The sequence below is a fragment of the Wolbachia endosymbiont (group B) of Hofmannophila pseudospretella genome (genome assembly GCF_964028515.1).
In the GTDB taxonomy this organism is placed as follows: domain Bacteria; phylum Pseudomonadota; class Alphaproteobacteria; order Rickettsiales; family Anaplasmataceae; genus Wolbachia.
Map to the genome: position 1 here is coordinate 664,416 of NZ_OZ034788.1, position 17,426 is coordinate 681,841.

Here is a 17,426-nt window from a genome sequence, read left to right on the forward strand (position 1 = left end):
TACCTCAAGTTCATTTGTGTTTTATTAACAATAAGACTGACTAATTACTTGCAACTCTTCAATTCTTATGTCACTGCAGCTTGTACTTGGACTCTCTATATCTCCAAGCAATAACCTCGTTATCTCTGTGTAGCCTTTGAAAACAGATAAATGTAAAACAGTCTTGCTAGAATTATCTACTATATTAACATTTGCTCCGTTTTTAAGCAATAATTTTACCACATTCTTATGGCCTCCCTGAACAGCTAAATATAGAGGAGTAGCACCGAAACGATTTCTTACATCAATATCTGCTCCGTTTTTAAGCAATAATTCCACCTCCTCTTTACAATTTCCGCAAGCAGCATAATGTAAAGGAGTAAAACCATAATTGTCCACTGCATTAACATTTGCTCCGTTTTTAAGCAATAATTTCATTTCCTCTAAGCGATTTCCGTAAGCAGCATAATGTAAAGGGACAAGACCATCATTGTCTGTTGGATTAGCATCTTGTTTGCCTCTCAACGATAATTCCATATGAGGAAGATTAAATCGATAATTACTTACTGAATTTTCTTGTTCTTGATACATAAAATACCCCCATTTTATTACAGCTTAGTATAAATATCTACACTATATAAATATCAATTCAACGCATCAACACCTGGTAACGGTAAAAGTTTCCTTTTTCATAATACACGTAGATCAACTGAACCTATGCCTAACCTGGCTAGCTCCCTGCAGTTGTTCAGCACTTGGATTATCCAAATTCTGACTTGGAAATGCCTCTATAATGTTCTTTAACTCTTTATCTGTTAAGTGATAAGTTATTTCGTTAAAAACTTGACATAACACCTGCAAATTAGAATTCTCTATAGCTGCTCTACTTTTATCTAACAAATCCCTTCTGGCCAATGACTTATCAAATTGGCTTACTATCTTATCAGCGTGTTCAGGAAATTCTGATATACATTCCAATTTGTCAGAATACCTTATTTCATCATATTCTCTATCAGACAAATAACCTGCTAATTTATTCTCATCATTCTCTCGCAGAAACTGATATAATGATATATTGCTGTTATTAAGCTTGATGTTCATCATCTCATTCTGATAATCATCCCAAAATTTGGACAATTCAATATTTTTGACAATACACTCTGGTTTCGTTGTGATACCACTATGTACCACAGCATATGCAATTATAGTTCTTACTAACATCGGTTTATCGCAATACCCTATTTGGTAATCATCACTAGCTACAATAGATAAAGGGGTCCTTCCTTTCTTGTCTACTGAATTAACATTTGCTCCTCTATCAAGCAGCAACCTTACTAATTCCTCCCGATTATACTTAAGTGCAAAATGTAAAGGAGTCCACTTTCGCCTTTCTAAGGCATTAATATTTGCCCCTTCATTAAGCAGAAATTCTGCTACTTCCTTATGACCATACCTAATTGCAATATGTAAAGGAGTCTCCTTTTGCTCAATTTTCACTGCATTAATATTGGCTCCAGCTTCTATCAACTCCGTAATCTGCTGTATATTCTCTCCTTTAGAAGAATTCATTAATAATTCATCCAATTCTCTTTGTTCCCTCTCATTCATAATTTACTCCACAATTTCATTGTAATTAATTTAATATGTAAAAAGAATAATATCAACCCAGCTTATCACCACCGGGTAACGGTTGCAAGCCAAAAGCTTCTCTTTTTTCATTGAGCGTCATGAAGCTTGCGTTTTCCACGTATTTCCACATCTTTTGCCTTTTTTCCATTAGAATTTCTATCGCGTCTTTATCATATGACAAACATAAATCTTTGCCAAACTTGAGCACTAGCCAAGAATTTAAGTGACAAATAATATTTTCTAGAGTCGGTAAGACTGTCTGTTCCCAAAGGGAAAGACGTGCTTCAACTAAATTACTGTAAGTGTTATCACCTGGTATGCCAAGCAACTGCGGCGGAACGCCAAAAGCTAGCGCAATATCACGAGCTGAGCTATGTTTTGACTCAATAAAATCCATATCCCTCGGTGATAAGCTCATTTCCTTCCACTCTAGACCCCCTTCAAGCAATATAGGTCTTCCAGCATTGACAGGACCTGAGTAATGATCATTTATCTGTCCTTTTAAGCGTTGGTACTGCTCTTGACTTAAGTTTCCACCACTTCCATCCTTTTCTGATTTTACAACTATTGCACCACTTGGTCTTGCTCCATTTTGCAGCATTGCCTGATTCCAAGCACCAGCCTGATTATGCTGATCTATACTATATGCAGCTGCCTCAATTGGTGAAAGTCCATACCAATCATTCAAAGGGTTAAAGGTTTTAAGATGCAGTACTGTTGAACGCCCGGTTAATTTATCAACTCTAAAGTCATAACTGTTGTTATTTACGGTATAACGATAGGCATAAGGAACGTTATTTCTTCCTGGAATAATTTCAACTCTATCAGGGCGCAGAAGATAAAGCTCTGTTGGTTTGTGCTGCACCTCAATCATCAATACATAAGAATTGCCATTAACTAATCGATAAGTCACAATCCCTTCAATAAATTCCGATTTTGATGTCATTGGATTAGGAGAATAAAGTAATTTTAGTAAAGGATGTGTTTTTAGTTGTGACTTTCCCTGATCAGTAAGCTGGTAGAGAGTAAAAGGTACCGAAGATGCAGCACTTGCGATCATATTAATTGCTCGAAAGGCAATGACATTTTTTATGTAGCCTTCCTCAGCAAAACTTGCATAATCGCGCCTACTCCAACTTGGTTCCATCATTAGTTGCAAAGCAGAGTATTCACTACTTTTCTTTCTTTGAAAAATGTTAAAATTCATATGTGCCTCCTGAAAAATCGAATGTGTTAAAAGATTGAAATTGTAGTTGAATTATATCAATTAGTGTTACAAGAATGATGTCATCCCAGTGCTTGACACTGGGATCCAAGAATGTAATTGTAGATAGCGCACTTAATTGGTGAGCATAGCTGTTTTATACCAGAACGAACACCTTTGACTAGATTGTATGAAAAGCTGGATCCTAGTGCCAGCTACTCGAATGACAAATAGGGGCTACTTGGATGACACCGTCATAAAGAAATTAGCGTCATCCAAAGGAGGCATAAGCTGTTAACAAAGCTGAGACTTTTCTTGCAATCCCTCAATTTTTGGATCGTTAATTTTGCTATTGCAGCTACTCATTGCATAAACATTAAGACAAATGTTTGTCACTATTCCAACAAGCATGCACATCCCTGTAACTGCTGCAGCTACAGTAAAAGCTGTGCCTAAAGTTCCACTTGTAAATATAGCGGCTATTAACGTTGGAACAAATAGATAGAATGAAGGTTTGATTACGTAACTATAAATCTTTTCAATTCTATCGAAATTTTTCCATGGTCCAGCAAGATCTTTCAATGGACCAGTAAGATTTCTTGCCATTTTAACCTGGGTTTCTAAGTTTTGCTTAAAGTAATCACTAAAACTAGTACTTGGAGAATCGTTATCAAGAATTGAAAGAGAAAACATCTTCTGGCCTTTAAATTCCCCGTTCATGCACTTAAAATTCCTAATATTAAATTTAGATCCATTAATATACCTAAGGTTAAACTGCATATTAGGATTCAATATATGATTTAAAGTGCTTGCCTTTCTATCTATTAAAACTTCGAGCTTTTCTTTGTTCTTATCATAATAGTCAATAAAATCTCTTAACTCTTTTGATAGCTTTTCTAGATCTATTTTTATGCCATAGCCTCTCAATATGATCAGAAAGGCACAAAAGTTTTGTAAATAACTTTTGGTGCCACTAAAGCTCAAATAAAATGATCTACCATGATCAATTTTTGCCCAGAGTTTTTCTTTTACTTTTTTACCCTTTGCATTTTCATACTCCTTTTCTATTACACCAAAATTTTCTGATTGTGTAATGTCAACTTCTCCAAGCAATATTTGAGCAGCCAGTATTTTCTCAAAACCTTTTGCATCTTGGTAATTTTTGCCTTTTTCCTGAAGATCCATTAATGTTGTAAATTTGTCCAAAAACTTTGATCTCAGATAAAGCTTATCCTGGTATTTCTCTTTCTCAATGTGCTCTTTAAATTGATCATTACGATTAGCAAATCTTTCCTTTGGCAAATCGTTATTTGTTACCAATTCAACAATTGGAGCTCTGTCATATAAAAACAGCTTATATAAACCACCAGCAACATATTCCCTGATAAAATCAGCAATATTGAGGTCATCATGACATATATTGCTTTCTACTTGCTGCCATAATTGATCAATAAGATTGTTTATTACAAAATCTGGCAAATAAGGATTTTGCAATTTTGTAGCTTTTCTTGATCCTTTGTAAAAAGATTCTTTGAATTGTGCTAACTTAGACTGTTCTTCCTCTTTTGTAAGCGTATGATTTAGAACAGACTTAATCATGAAATGTGCCTTATCACCTTCATTGTTACTATACTCATGCTCTGCTTGAAATCCTGAGCTGCAGCCTGCTTCTTTCTCTCCTACTTTCTTGAACTCGCTTATAGGCTGAATTGTTCTATCATGGAAATGTTTTTCCAGAGTTTCTATATTTTCCTTTTTATTTTTCTTAGATTGTTCTTTTACTACTTCTAAATCTTCCTTTTCCTTTTTAATCAAGTCTTTTACGAATTGATCCCATTGTTCTTGATTAAACTGACTCAATTCATTTTGATTTTCTTGTGTTGTACCTAACATAAAATTCCCCTACAAAATTAACTAAAATATTTTAATTTAACATGAATATTAAGTATTTATTAAAAATATTAGCGTATCTAGCAATATATGTCAAATTCTTTATTATTAGGTGATAACTTTCCTTTTTTGTTACAAAAGCCCTATATAGCTTTATACGGAAAGCCTTAAAAGCTTACCAAAAGCCTAAACTTGCTTGAAAAGCAAGTAAGTATTATAAAATTAAATAAAAGAAATTGAATATGACAGAATGGCTAATCTCTAACCAATTTACTGATTATAACCATGCTATAAAATTCATGGAAGCAAAAATTCAACAAATTTACAATAATTTATCTGACGAGCTAGTATGGCTGCTCCAGCACCCTCCACTTTACACTGCAGGAATCGGTGCAACAGATGATGACATTATTGAAAAATTATTTCCTATATATAAAACAGGTAGGGGTGGTAAATATACATATCACGGGCCAGGGCAGCGCATTATATACTTAATGCTAAACCTCAAAAAAAGAAACAAATGTGACATCAAGCTGTATATCAGGGACCTAAGTAATTGGATCATAAATGTTTTAAAACACTTTAATATACTTGGGGAATTTAAGGAAGATAGAATAGGCATTTGGGTGAACAACAACGGAGTAGAAGAAAAAATAGCAGCTTTTGGCATTCGCTTGAGAAAATGGGTAACTTATCATGGCATAGCACTTAATGTCTCTCCAAACCTTTCCCACTATAAGGGTATTATTCCTTGTGGACTAAAAGATTACGGCGTTACATCAATGGAAAAACTAGAAGTAAAAGTTTCTCTTTGCGAATTAGATGATATATTAAAGCAAGAGTTTCATAAGATATTTTAATGTATTCCTTTATTCTTTATTTTCTATGCCTTTTACTCACTAATCCTGCACACACAATCAATCAAGTTGATATTATTGCTCCTTCTTCGAAAGGAAAAGAATCAGATCTGCCTACTATAAGAGAATACGTAAAAACTTTGGGTTTTAATCCTCACATTTCGGAGAAAATATACAGTAATGACAACCCATTTTATTCTAACTCTGATGAGTTTAGAGCGAATGATTTGGTTAATGCGCTCACTGATGATAGCAAAATAATTTGGTGTATCAGAGGAGGAGAAGGGGCTTCTCGGCTAATTCCCTATCTAGAAAAGTTACCCAATGATAAAAAAGAAAGAATTGCTCAAAACAAAAATAAGAAAATTCTTATAGGCTATAGTGACATCACTGCTTTACATATCTATCTACAGGTTCAATATGACTGGCAAACCCTTCACGGCACCATGTTAGAGATGATAGTAAATAACTCTGTTGCTGAAAGCTCTGTTGAAAAATTAAAAGAATTAATTCTTAACCAACGCAACTCTATCAGATTTGACAACTTAAAGATGATAAATAATGGAGTTAGACTAAAAAATGGCAGATTAGAGTCTAAAATCATCGGTGGTAATATGACTTTGGTTGAAAATAGCATAGGAACTGCTTGGCAAATAAACGCAAAAAACAAAATTCTATTTTTAGAAGACATAAAAGTTTATCCATATTCAATTGAGCGCAGTCTAGATCACCTAAAACAAGCTCATATTTTTGATGGAGTAGATGCAGTAATCTTTGGAGACTTTATTAACTGTTATAATGATAATCTTGTTGAAGTTGTAAAAGAAAGGTTTGCAAAAAGTGTTAACTTTCCTGTATTTACAATAAAAGGGGTAGGTCATGGACATACAAATGACCCTTTACCTTTCAACACTCACACTACCATTAGCGTTCAAGACGAGAAGGAGTTTATGGATGTGCAACAGTTATACAAGTAGCTTTATCTAACACTCCTTTCATTCCAGCACTTTCCCTTCAACCATTCAAGTAGCCCTCCTTCTTGTAATCCCAGTGCCTAGACACTGGAATCCAGATCAAGTACGGCTATTATCCAAATAACCCTTCGTTGTTATTCAAGCAGCCCCTTCGTTGTCATCCCAATGCCCAGACACTGGGATCCAGGAACCTGCGTCACGCGCTCTACTATGAAGGAATGCTAGCAAACTCCCTGCTGTCCATTTATTAAGGCGGCAGATGATTTCTCTGCTCCATCAACTTTAGTACTAGGCTTTAGTAATTCATATGTAGCATAACCAACTACCAGTGCTGCTGCTGTAACTGCAACCACTGCTATAACGATAGGTATCAACTGAGCTGTAATTGTTCCAGTTGTAAAAAGTGCCACTGCTATAGAAGTGCCTAATAATCCAGTTACTCCACCGGCAATCTTTCCTTTACGAGATGCTTTCAAAAAAGAACCTCCTCCTGCTTCTAATAGAGCTTTTATTACGTTTTTACTCTTAGCATAATCTACCGGAGTCTTTCCATTTTTATCTACTGCATTAACATTTGCTTCTGCTTGAAGTAAAACCTTTACTACACTTTCGCAACCACTCGAAGCAGCTAAATGCAAAGGAACCACACCAAAAGAACTTTTCCCATTAACATTTGCTCCTTTTTCAAGTAAAATCTCTACTATACCTTCGTGACCATTATTAGTAGCTAAATACAAAACAGTATTAGCATGATGATCTCTCACATTAACATCTGCTCCTTTTTCAACTAAAATCTCTACTATATTTGTGTGACCATTCTTAGCAGCTAAATGCAAAGCAGTAGGACCATAGGAATCTTTCTTATTAACATCTGCTCCTTTTTTAAGTAAAATCTCTACTATATTTGTGTGACCATTCTCAGCAGCTATCATTAATAACGTAAACTCCTTCGTTGAGAAGAGAGGACCAAATACATAATTTAAATCAAATTCACCTTTCTCCCACTCTAGATATAGATATAGATCTTGATCCTGTTTCTTTAGTTCTTCTTGTATTTCCTCAATTATATTATCTTGATTTAAGCCTTCCTTAACCTCAATCGTACTCAGTACTTTTTTCAGTAATTCATATTCTCCTGTCATAATTCTACCTTCAATATTAAACAATATGTTTAATTATTACATAGTTATGATAAAAAGTCAATTAAAACAAGCTAATAACCGGGATTGTGAATAGTAAATTAGATTCAAATAGCCTATTTGGTGTTATTTCAGTGTTAGACCTTTTCATATCCTTACGAGCAAATTAATGTTATCCTTTTATTGCTAATCTAAAGTTTTTTATGTTCATACACTTGCGTGTTCATAGCGTTTATTCTCTGCTTGAGAGTTCGGTTAAAATTGAGGAGCTGATTGGTCTTTGTTTGCAGAACAAAATGCCGGCAGTTGCAGTTACTGACTCAGGTAACTTATTTGGCTCACTTGAATTTGCAGAATATGCAGCTAATAGGGGAATACAGCTAATAATAGGATGCAATATTATCGTTCGACACTTAGAACAAAATTTATCAATACTGCTACTTGCAAAAAATGAACAAGGGTACACTAATTTAGTCACCTTGGTGAGTGAGTCTTTTAAAAAGCGCAAGAATAATAGCGATATTCCTTACGTTGATTTTGATGAGCTATTAAATTTAAGTTCAGGCCTAATCGCCTTAACTGGTGGATATGACGGCATATTGGCTCAACTGTTATTGAAGCAAGATAAAGAAACGATAAAAAGACTGCTCTCAGCATTCGATGGTCATTTATATGTTGAATTGCAGCGTCATGGGCTGAATAAAGAGCTAGAGCTTGAAGAAGCTTTAATAGATTTTGCTTATCAGCGCAATATACCACTAGTTGCAACGAATGATGTGTTTTTTCCAAATAAGTCTGACTATGAGGCTTATGACATATTAACGTGCATATCGGAGGGCAGTTATGCCCTGGAGAATAACAGAAAGAAGTTAACTACCGAGCATTACTTCAAATCTGTGGCAGAAATGGAGGAGCTGTTCAGCGACATTCCCGAAGCAATTCATAACACTTTAGTGATAGCTAAGCGGTGCTCTTACATGCCAAGAAGCAGGCAGCCTATCTTACCTAAATTTCCTTGTCGAGAAAATAAAACTGAGAATGAAGAACTGAGGGAGCAGGCAGTTTCAGGGTTGAAGCTGCGTATTGCAAATGAAACGGACATAGACCTTAAACAATACTACGATCGGCTGAATTACGAACTAAGCGTAATAACTTCGATGAACTACGCTGGCTACTTTTTGATAGTTTCTGATTTCATTCGTTGGAGCAAAGCAAATGGCATTCCAGTTGGACCGGGAAGAGGTTCTGGTGCTGGGTCGATTGTTGCTTGGAGCTTACAAATTACAGATCTTGATCCAATAAAATTTGGTCTGATCTTTGAAAGATTTTTAAATCCTGATCGTATATCGATGCCCGATTTTGACATTGATTTCTGCCAGGAAAAGAGGGATTTAGTTATTGATTATGTTTGGAAGAAGTACGGTTATGTTGCTCAAATAATCACTTTCGGAAAATTGCAGGCTAGAGCTGTGCTGCGTGACGTTGGTAGAGTATTGCAGATGCCCTACGCTCAGGTGGATAAAATATCCAAAATGGTTCCATTTAATCCGGTAAATCCGGTAACTTTATCACAAGCGATAGAGTTTGATCAAAATCTGCAGAAAGAACGAGATAGTGATGAAGTAATTGCAAAACTCCTTGATATCTCTTTGAAGCTTGAAGGAATATACCGTCACGTTTCAACTCATGCTGCTGGAGTTGTGATATGCGATCAAAAGTTAGAAAATTTTGTTCCCGTCTATTATGATCCAAATTCGGCTTTGCCAATCACTCAATACAGCATGAAATATGTGGAGAAAGCTGGGTTAATAAAATTTGATTTTCTTGGACTTGGTACGCTAACACTAATAGATCATGTATGTCGTTTAATTAATCGTGATGAAAAAAAATTTGATATTTCCTCGGTTTCTTTGGCTGATCAAAGAACTTATGAAATGCTCTCAAGAGGTGATTCAATCGGAGTGTTTCAGCTTGAAAGTTCAGGGATGAGAGAAGCTTTAATCAAACTAAAGCCAGACTGTATTGAAGATATCATCGCTTTAATTTCTCTTTATCGCCCAGGGCCTATGGATAACATCCCAACTTATGTTGCAAGAAAGCATGGACTTGAAAAGCCAGATTACATTCATCCATTGCTTGAGGAGGTGTTAAAAGAAACATTCGGAGTAATAATCTACCAAGAACAGGTAATGGAAATAGCGCGTATTCTCTCTGGATATAGCCTCGCAGAAGCAGATTTACTCAGACGTGCCATGGGTAAGAAAATTAAGGAAGAGATGGATAAACAACGTGAACTTTTTGTTCAAGGAGCAACAAAACACGGTGTTGATTACGACAGGGCAAGTTATATTTTTGATCTTGTTGCAAAATTTGCTGGTTATGGATTTAATAAATCCCACGCTGCAGCATATGCGATTATATCTTACCAAACAGCTTACCTTAAGGCTAACTACCCGCTAGAATTTTTTACGGCCTTGATGAATCTCAACATTGATGATAGAGACAAACTGAATTTGTTTTATCATGCTGCAAAATTCAGTGGAGTTGCTGTTCTTTCGCCTGATATCAGCAAATCTAAGGCTGAATTTTCAATAGAGGGTGAGCACATACGCTACGGAATTGCTGCTTTGCGTAATGTTGGTTTTGCTATAGCAGAAGGAATAGTAAATGCACCTTATAAGGACATATGGGAATTTATTCAAAATTTGGGGCATATAATAAATAAAAGGGCATTAGAAAGTTTAATTAAATCTGGAACATTCGATAGTGTGCACAAAAATAGAAAGCAGTTATACGAGTCAATAGACACATTGATTTACTTTGCAAATAAAAATAGGCAGTCAAATCAAGCTGCTTTATTTGGTAATCTTGATATTCTGAAGCCAAAACTTGAGAACGTGGAAGATTTTAATGAAGAGGAAAAATTAGAGCATGAGTTATTTTCATTGGGATTTTACTTAACTAATCATCCACTTGAAAAATTTAGAACTCTCTTGAAAAAATTAAATATTGGGTTTATCGGAGAGAGTAAAACGATAAAAACTGCTGGTGTAATATTAAATGTGCGTATGAGAACCTCAGAACGTGGAAGATTTGTTATCCTAACACTTTCTGATCCCCACAATGTTTCTGAAATAGCATTCTACAATAATGAAATAATAGAAGAAAAAAGGAATCTATTTTCACCTGGAGCATTTGTGATAATTGATCTTGAAATTTCAGAAAACACAACGAGACTATCAGGAAAGGACATATCTGAATTTACAGAAAAGGTTACTTCTCTAATGAAAGGATTAGTTTTAACTGCTGTATGTGCAGACTCGCAAAAAGTTGCTGAGGAGTTGAATGCAGTGTTGAAAAATGGAGGCAAAACCAAAATAATGCTAAAGTTTCTTCTCGAAAAACATAAAGTCAGCATCTTGTTGCCAGGTACATATTCAATCACCCCCCAAGCTATTTATGAAATATCTCACTTAAGTTGGATTGAAGACGTAGAAATTAATACAAATAACTTGCTTATATAAAAAAGTTTTATATAATAAAGTGTTTAATTGATATTAAAGGAAGATATAGTGAATCTCTATGAATTTACTTTTATAGCACAACCGAACTTATTGCAGCAAGAAGTAGAAGAAATGGTCCAAGAATTGGCTATTTTGTTGAAAAATATTAAAGCAGATGTTATTTCTCAGGAGGTTAAAGGTCTCATAGAAAGAGAACATAGCACAGTTACAAAACAAGAGCTAGAGGCAAGTACTGAAAGCATTAAAAAAAGTCTGATTGTTTACTCTGATTTTTTAGAAACTCTGACAAAAATTTTATGGGTTGAATTGGAAGAAGATTTTTCAAATTTAAAAGAAATAAAGTCAAGAATCGATAAAGAATTGAAAAATGAACTAAGTGATACGGGAATAAAACAAAATTTTATGGACCTTCCAGGAGCTAACACTAAAAGTGCATTTATCTATAATGTAGTAAATGCTTTTAAGGAAAATATTTCACAATATCTAATAAAGCTCCTTCAAGAGGTTTTAAAAAGTTTTAAAATAGTAGACTCAAATCAATTGAATAAAACGCTGGAAGTGCTTTTGAAAAATATTGAAGCTTCAGGATTGATAAAATATGAATATTGGGGTCTACTGGATTTTGCATACCCAATAAATAAGATGAAAAGTGGTCATTACTGTATGATGTGTATAAGTTTTACTTCAAGCATTATGGATGAATTTGAGCGTAGAGTAAAACTGAATGAGAATATTATTCGCCACTTGTCTGTACGGGTTAATGAGTTTTTTAAAGGTAAATCTTACATGATGGATAAACAAATTGAGGAGAAAAGTGCATAATGATGAAAAGACGAAATAGTTTTAATAATTCTTACGTGTCTGTAAATAACAGAACTGGCTTTAGGCGTCCTAAGGTCTGTCCTCTTGCTGCATCTAAAGATGAGGACATAGACTATAAGAATATAGATTTATTGTCCAAATTCACCTCTGACTATGGTAGAATATTACCTAGAAGGTTAACAGGTGTGTGCGCAAGAAAACAAAGAAAGTTGCGCTTAGCAATTATAAGAGCACGCTTTTTAGCTCTTGCTCCTTACTGTACTAAAAAAGTTAGGTAATTTATGTTAATAATTTTAAAGGAAAATATAACAACTTTAGGTAAGCTTGGTGAAGTTGTCAAAGTTAAGCCAGGTTATGCACGTAATTTTCTTTTTCCACAAAAAAAGGCGATGAAAGCCACTAAGGAAAATTTAATAAAGTTAGAGGAACAGCGTTTATTATTGGAAGAAGAAAATACCAAAAAATTAAATGCAGCAAAAGTGCTTGCATCATCACTGCATGATAAATTTATTATATTAATAAAGCAAGCTTCAGAGGATGGAAAGATTTTTGGCTCTGTAACCACACGTGAAATTGCAAAAACTTTATTACAAGAAGGATATGATATAAGTCATCATAGTTTATCTTTGGGTGGAATAAGCATCAAAAATTTGGGCGAGTATCAAGTGAATATAGAATTACATAGTAAAGTGATAGTGCCAATTACTATATACGTTGTCAGATCTGAGAAAGATGCACATGAATTAAGGCAAGCAAAGTTGCAAAATCAGAAATCTGAGCAACAAGAGGCAGAGCAAGATGCGAGTAAAGAAGCTACTGATGGTGATAATAGCTGATCAAAGATGATCCCTTGTTATAGTCGTAAAGAAATGTCTTCCATTGCTAAGCTGGTATCATCCCAGTGCATGACACTGGGATCCAGTGTCATGCACTGGAATGACACCATTATTGGAATAAATCAAAAATGATCCCACGCTATAGCCGCAAAGAAATCTCTTCTATTTGGGAAGAAAAAAATAAGTTCAACATATGGCTCAAAATAGAAAAATTAGCATGTGAAGCTCAAGCAAAATTAAAAGTTATTCCAAGTGATGTTGCTGAAAAGCTCTCTGGTGCTATTGAATTTGATATTGAGCGTATTAACGAAATTGAATCCATTGTAAAACATGATGTTATAGCTTTTTTGACATATATTGCTGAAAAAGCGGGAGTTGATGTTCGTTATCTCCATTACGGAATGACAAGTTCTGACGTTTTAGATACATGCCTTGCGGTTCAGTTAAAGGAATCATGTGATATTTTGCTCGAAAATTTAAAAAATATACTTGCAGCACTGAAAAAAAAGGCTGAGGACTATAAAAATATTGTTTGTGTTGGGCGCAGTCATGGAATGCATGCAGAATCAACAACTCTTGGATTAAAATTTGCTAGATTTTATGCTGAATTTAAACGCAATTATCAGAGATTAATTAGCGCGAAAACAGAGATCTCGATTTGTAAAATATCAGGTGCAGTAGGTAATTTTTCAAATGTTGATCCGTTTGTTGAAGAGTATGTAGCGAAAGAAATGGGACTTATACCTGAAACCATATCGTCTCAAGTCATTCCTCGTGATAGACACGCAATATTCTTTTCAGTTTTAGGAGTGATTGCAAGTTCAATAGAGAATATTGCCGTTGAAATACGTCACTTGCAAAGAACTGAAGTTGGAGAAATTTCTGAGTATTTTTCCACTGGTCAGAAGGGAAGTTCTGCTATGCCGCATAAGTGTAATCCTATTTTAAGTGAGAATTTGACTGGGCTCTCACGCTTAATACGCAGCTATGTTTTTCCTGCATTAGAAAATGTTGCATTATGGCACGAACGAGATATATCGCACTCGTCTGTGGAAAGGTGCATTGCTCCTGATGCTTGTATAGCAATGGATTTTGCTTTAGTACGATTAACAGATTTGATAGATAAATTGGTGATCAATAAGGAAAATATTGAAAAGAACTTAAATTCTTCAAAAGGCTTGGTTTTTTCACAACGAGTATTACTCGAGTTGGTAAATAGTGGTTTGGCGAGGGAAGAGGCGTATAAAATTGTTCAGAGCAATGCAATGAAAGTGAAACAAAACAATAGTGATTTTCTGGCCGAACTGAAACAAGATAAATTCTTACTTGAAGTTATTAACTCTAAAAAACTTGAATCTTTGTTTGATTTGAAGTATTATACGAAACATATAGATCATATATATAGCAAGGTTTTTAATGAGGCTGAGTAGCTCAGTGGTAGAGCAGGAGGATCATAATCTCTTGGTCGGGGGTTCAAATCCCTCCTCAGCCACTCAAGCTAAGCTATGGTTTGGCGGTAGCAGCGCATTTGACAAAATAACGTGATTCATTGTCAATTAACTGAAGTTTTTTTTCAGTTGTTCATATAGTATATGGAATAATGTATGTGAAGTGATAAAGATACAACATTTGTTGTATCTATTCAGGGGAATGGCTAATGGTATCCGTTCAAGAAAGTGGTAAGGTAGATGAGAAAAGACAACTAAATGAATTTCATCCGAGTAGCTGACACTGGCATCTATATAAAGACAATCTCATGCACTCATTTAAAGTGAAGTTTTCTGGATCCCAGTGTCTAGGCACTGGGATGACAAGAAAAGAGTTGACTTGAATGACACCGAATAGGCACTGGGACAGAGGCTACTTGAATAATATTTCACCATGTCATTCCAGCACTTGATGCTGGAATCCAGAAGTTTTTTGAGCACAAAAGTCATGCTAAATTTTTGTTGTTAAGAAAGGCTGGATAGCTACTTGCATGACACCATTTGTTACTGTGTTTTTGTCTATCTTATTTTGCTACCCTACTGAACGAATACACAAAATCTAACTTTTTTCTATACAACCAGCCAGGTCAAGAAAGGTAAATCTATCTCTTGTTGCAAATGTAAGATTGACTACCTTGCAATATTGCTCTTTGTTCCAATTAAGATGCTCCGGTAAGTACGGAATTGATAGATCTTCAAATACTTTCTGCAGGTGTTTTGCAGATAGTAAATTTTGCTTAATTAAACTAGAAATATTACTCCATTCTTTGCAAATAATCTCTTGAATTTTTTGCTGCATCATTTGCTTCTGCTTTAGAATTTTTATAAATTCGGTATTACTAAAGCACTGAGTTATATGTTTTACATCTAAAGTGATCGGTCTGGTAATCGGGTTTTGTATTGACAATATCTCCTCTTGCAAGTTAGCCATGGTAATCGTTGTCACAGCAATTTTTTCCCCATGTAACGAGGAGGAATAATCCTGTGTTACCATCTCAATTGCATGAGCTATCATATGTTCTCCTTGACTTGCAGAGTAACTGCCTTTTGACATCACCATTCCGAGTCCTGAAATCAATAAGGCTTCCATAAGTAATAAAACTACTCTTTTATCTTTTTTAGCAAGTGCCAGGTGTTCTCTAAGCAAAATTTCCTCCAGATTGCGAACAAGTTTAAAGGGGAGTTCATTATATTCTGTGCCAAGTAATAGATGAGATAATAGCCAATCGGCTTGTACTGTTGAACGGCAGATGAAATCTGCAAATCCACTTAATGTGAGACGTGGTGGTGCATTGGCAATTATATCGGTATCAATGTATATTGCCTTTGGAAGATGTGCTCCGAACGATTTTTTATATCCATCAACTAATATTGAAGCGTTTGCAGAGCTATATCCATTCATGGAAGCGGCTGTTGGGAACGATATATAATCTTTTTTCTCGAGGTAGCTTGCATATTTGCAGATATCATTAACAGTGCCACTACCAAATGCAACCATTAAGTCACTATCTTTTGCTTTATTTCTAACTAGGTTTACAGCTTGGAGGGAAGCAGCGCTGTTCAGTCTATTTGGTGTCATCCAAGTAGCGTGACACTGCGATCCATCATAGATTCCAGTGTCACGCTCTGGAATGATAGGTGTGGCTGGAATAATTAAATGAGAAACTTTATTAAGTATGTTTTTGTTTAAAAGTTTTGCTGTATTTTCATCTGCAATCAGAAAAATGTCATTTCCGTATTGTCTACATATTTCATAGATATTATCAGCAAGTACTGTTACTTCCCTAATAAGCACTTGTTCTGTGTGCTGTAATATTTGTTTTAAATATCGCATAGAATGTTTACAATACGGTAATGTTAGTATTTCAAGATTGATATGAAGATTGACCCTGTAGAACTAACTAAGAAATTAATTTCTTTTAAAAGTATAACACCAAAAGACGATGGAGCAATAGAGCATATAGCAGCCATTCTCAAGAAAAGTGGTTTTGAATGCGAGATTTTGGAGTTTGGTGATAAAGTTAAAAATCTTTATGCGAAATATATAAATGGAGTACCAAACTTGTGTTTTGCTGGACATGTTGATGTTGTACCACCAGGTGAGTTAAAAGATTGGATATCTGATCCATTTAAGCCAGAAGTTAGAGATGGAATGCTATATGGAAGAGGAGCAGCTGATATGAAAGGCGGAGTAGCTGCATTTATTTCTGCAATGGTAGATTTCGTTGCAGAGAAGTTTCGATTTAGTGGTTCAATCAGTGCACTGATTACCAGCGCTGAAGAAAGCACGGAAGAACATGGAACAAAGGCCGTTTTGGAATGGATGAAAAGCAAGCAAAAAAAGATAGATTTTTGTATAGTTGGAGAACCAACGAGTAGTGAGAAATTAGGTGATACCATAAAAATAGGTAGAAGAGGTTCTGCAACATTTAAATTGATTTGCCATGGTAAACAAGGGCACGTTGCCTACCCAGACCTAGCGGATAACCCAATATATAAAATGATATCGATATTAAGTAAGATAAAAGATACCACTTTTGATACTGGTAATAAATATTTTCAGCCTTCACATTGCGAAATTACTACTATCGACGTTGGAAATAATACTAATAATCTAATACCTAGTTCAATAGCAGCAGGTTTCAATATTCGATATAACAATACACAAACACCGGACGTTTTATATAAGATGATTGATGCAATATGCGCCAATGTGACTAACGATTATAAACTTTCTATGCAGAGCAGCAGGGACGTTTTTCTCTCTACTCCTGATAGAAATACTGATATTATGCTTGATGCGATAAATAAAATTACTGGTATTGATGCTGTGCTGAGTACAAATGGTGGCACATCTGATGCTGCGTTTATTAAGGATATTTGTCCAGTAATTGAATTTGGTACGATCAACAAAACCGCACATCAGGTAAATGAATGCGTATCAGTAGACGATATACATAAATTAACAGCTATATATAAGGAGTTTATAAAAAATTATTTTTACCCCACTAATAAAATATTAAACCAGATCAATGTAATTGGTAATACGCCTGATGGTCCATTATTAGCTTGAGGTGCAGTTGGA

At 35.0% G+C, this 17,426-nt stretch carries 14 protein-coding genes and 1 tRNA gene; 9 read left to right on the forward strand and 6 right to left on the reverse strand.

All coding sequences use genetic code 11. The annotated features are described in order from the left end of the window. Window positions 1–24 precede the first annotated feature (24 nt). The 4 genes from ABWU24_RS03045 to ABWU24_RS03060 form a co-directional block, all read right to left on the reverse strand. On the reverse strand, window positions 25–570 hold the full coding sequence (locus tag ABWU24_RS03045; RefSeq protein WP_015587941.1) for an ankyrin repeat domain-containing protein: 546 nt from the start codon (window positions 568–570) through the stop codon (window positions 25–27). A gap of 114 nt (window positions 571–684) precedes the next feature. Further along, window positions 685–1,587 carry an ankyrin repeat domain-containing protein gene (locus tag ABWU24_RS03050; protein WP_353274414.1) on the reverse strand — a complete coding sequence of 301 codons (903 nt, stop codon included), beginning with the start codon at window positions 1,585–1,587 and terminating at the stop codon, window positions 685–687. Between the two features lie 52 nt (window positions 1,588–1,639). Continuing rightward, window positions 1,640–2,815 carry a phage portal protein gene (locus tag ABWU24_RS03055; RefSeq protein ID WP_341815512.1) on the reverse strand — a complete coding sequence of 392 codons (1,176 nt, stop codon included), beginning with the start codon at window positions 2,813–2,815 and terminating at the stop codon, window positions 1,640–1,642. Between the two features lie 291 nt (window positions 2,816–3,106). Further along, a complete protein-coding gene (locus tag ABWU24_RS03060) occupies window positions 3,107–4,705 on the reverse strand; it encodes a hypothetical protein (RefSeq protein WP_341815513.1) in 1,599 nt (532 codons plus the stop codon). Between the two features lie 239 nt (window positions 4,706–4,944). Between ABWU24_RS03060 and lipB the strand changes: the two genes are divergently transcribed. Next, window positions 4,945–5,562 carry a lipoyl(octanoyl) transferase LipB gene (lipB, locus tag ABWU24_RS03065; RefSeq protein WP_353274416.1) on the forward strand — a complete coding sequence of 206 codons (618 nt, stop codon included), beginning with the start codon at window positions 4,945–4,947 and terminating at the stop codon, window positions 5,560–5,562. Next, a complete protein-coding gene (locus ABWU24_RS03070; RefSeq protein WP_015587944.1) occupies window positions 5,562–6,536 on the forward strand; it encodes an LD-carboxypeptidase in 975 nt (324 codons plus the stop codon). The genes lipB and ABWU24_RS03070 overlap by 1 nt, the downstream gene beginning before the upstream one ends. Before the next feature lie 218 nt (window positions 6,537–6,754). On the opposite strand, the gene ABWU24_RS03075 is transcribed toward ABWU24_RS03070, so the two are convergent. Continuing rightward, window positions 6,755–7,675, reverse strand: coding sequence for an ankyrin repeat domain-containing protein (locus ABWU24_RS03075; protein ID WP_353274418.1), 921 nt, complete (start codon window positions 7,673–7,675; stop codon window positions 6,755–6,757). A gap of 200 nt (window positions 7,676–7,875) precedes the next feature. On the opposite strand from ABWU24_RS03075, the gene dnaE reads away from it, so the two are divergent. From dnaE to ABWU24_RS03105, 6 genes are all read left to right on the forward strand, one after another. Continuing rightward, window positions 7,876–11,196, forward strand: coding sequence for a DNA polymerase III subunit alpha (gene dnaE / locus ABWU24_RS03080; protein ID WP_341815516.1), 3,321 nt, complete (start codon window positions 7,876–7,878; stop codon window positions 11,194–11,196). A gap of 48 nt (window positions 11,197–11,244) precedes the next feature. Continuing rightward, entirely contained in the window at window positions 11,245–12,018 is a 774-nt protein-coding gene (gene rpsF / locus ABWU24_RS03085) for a 30S ribosomal protein S6 (RefSeq protein ID WP_015587947.1), read from the forward strand. Continuing rightward, window positions 12,018–12,296 (forward strand): 30S ribosomal protein S18, encoded by a 279-nt coding sequence (rpsR, locus tag ABWU24_RS03090; protein WP_015587948.1) that lies wholly within the window; start codon window positions 12,018–12,020, stop codon window positions 12,294–12,296. The genes rpsF and rpsR overlap by 1 nt, the downstream gene beginning before the upstream one ends. A 3-nt stretch (window positions 12,297–12,299) precedes the next feature. Then, complete coding sequence (gene rplI, locus ABWU24_RS03095; RefSeq protein ID WP_353274420.1) at window positions 12,300–12,854, forward strand: 50S ribosomal protein L9; 555 nt, start codon at window positions 12,300–12,302, stop codon at window positions 12,852–12,854. A gap of 128 nt (window positions 12,855–12,982) precedes the next feature. Further along, the gene (gene purB / locus ABWU24_RS03100; protein WP_015587950.1) at window positions 12,983–14,284 is read left to right on the forward strand and encodes an adenylosuccinate lyase; all 1,302 of its coding nucleotides are present in this window, start codon (window positions 12,983–12,985) and stop codon (window positions 14,282–14,284) included. Further along, a tRNA-Met gene (locus tag ABWU24_RS03105) sits at window positions 14,275–14,346 on the forward strand. Before purB ends, ABWU24_RS03105 begins: the two co-directional genes overlap by 10 nt. Window positions 14,347–14,900: 554 nt before the next feature. Here the strand turns inward: ABWU24_RS03105 and ABWU24_RS03115 are convergent. Then, a complete protein-coding gene (locus ABWU24_RS03115; RefSeq protein WP_341815518.1) occupies window positions 14,901–16,175 on the reverse strand; it encodes an iron-containing alcohol dehydrogenase in 1,275 nt (424 codons plus the stop codon). Window positions 16,176–16,217: 42 nt separating this feature from the next. Between ABWU24_RS03115 and dapE the strand changes: the two genes are divergently transcribed. After that, on the forward strand, window positions 16,218–17,414 hold the full coding sequence (gene dapE / locus ABWU24_RS03120) for a succinyl-diaminopimelate desuccinylase (RefSeq protein WP_341815519.1): 1,197 nt from the start codon (window positions 16,218–16,220) through the stop codon (window positions 17,412–17,414). Window positions 17,415–17,426 lie beyond the last annotated feature (12 nt).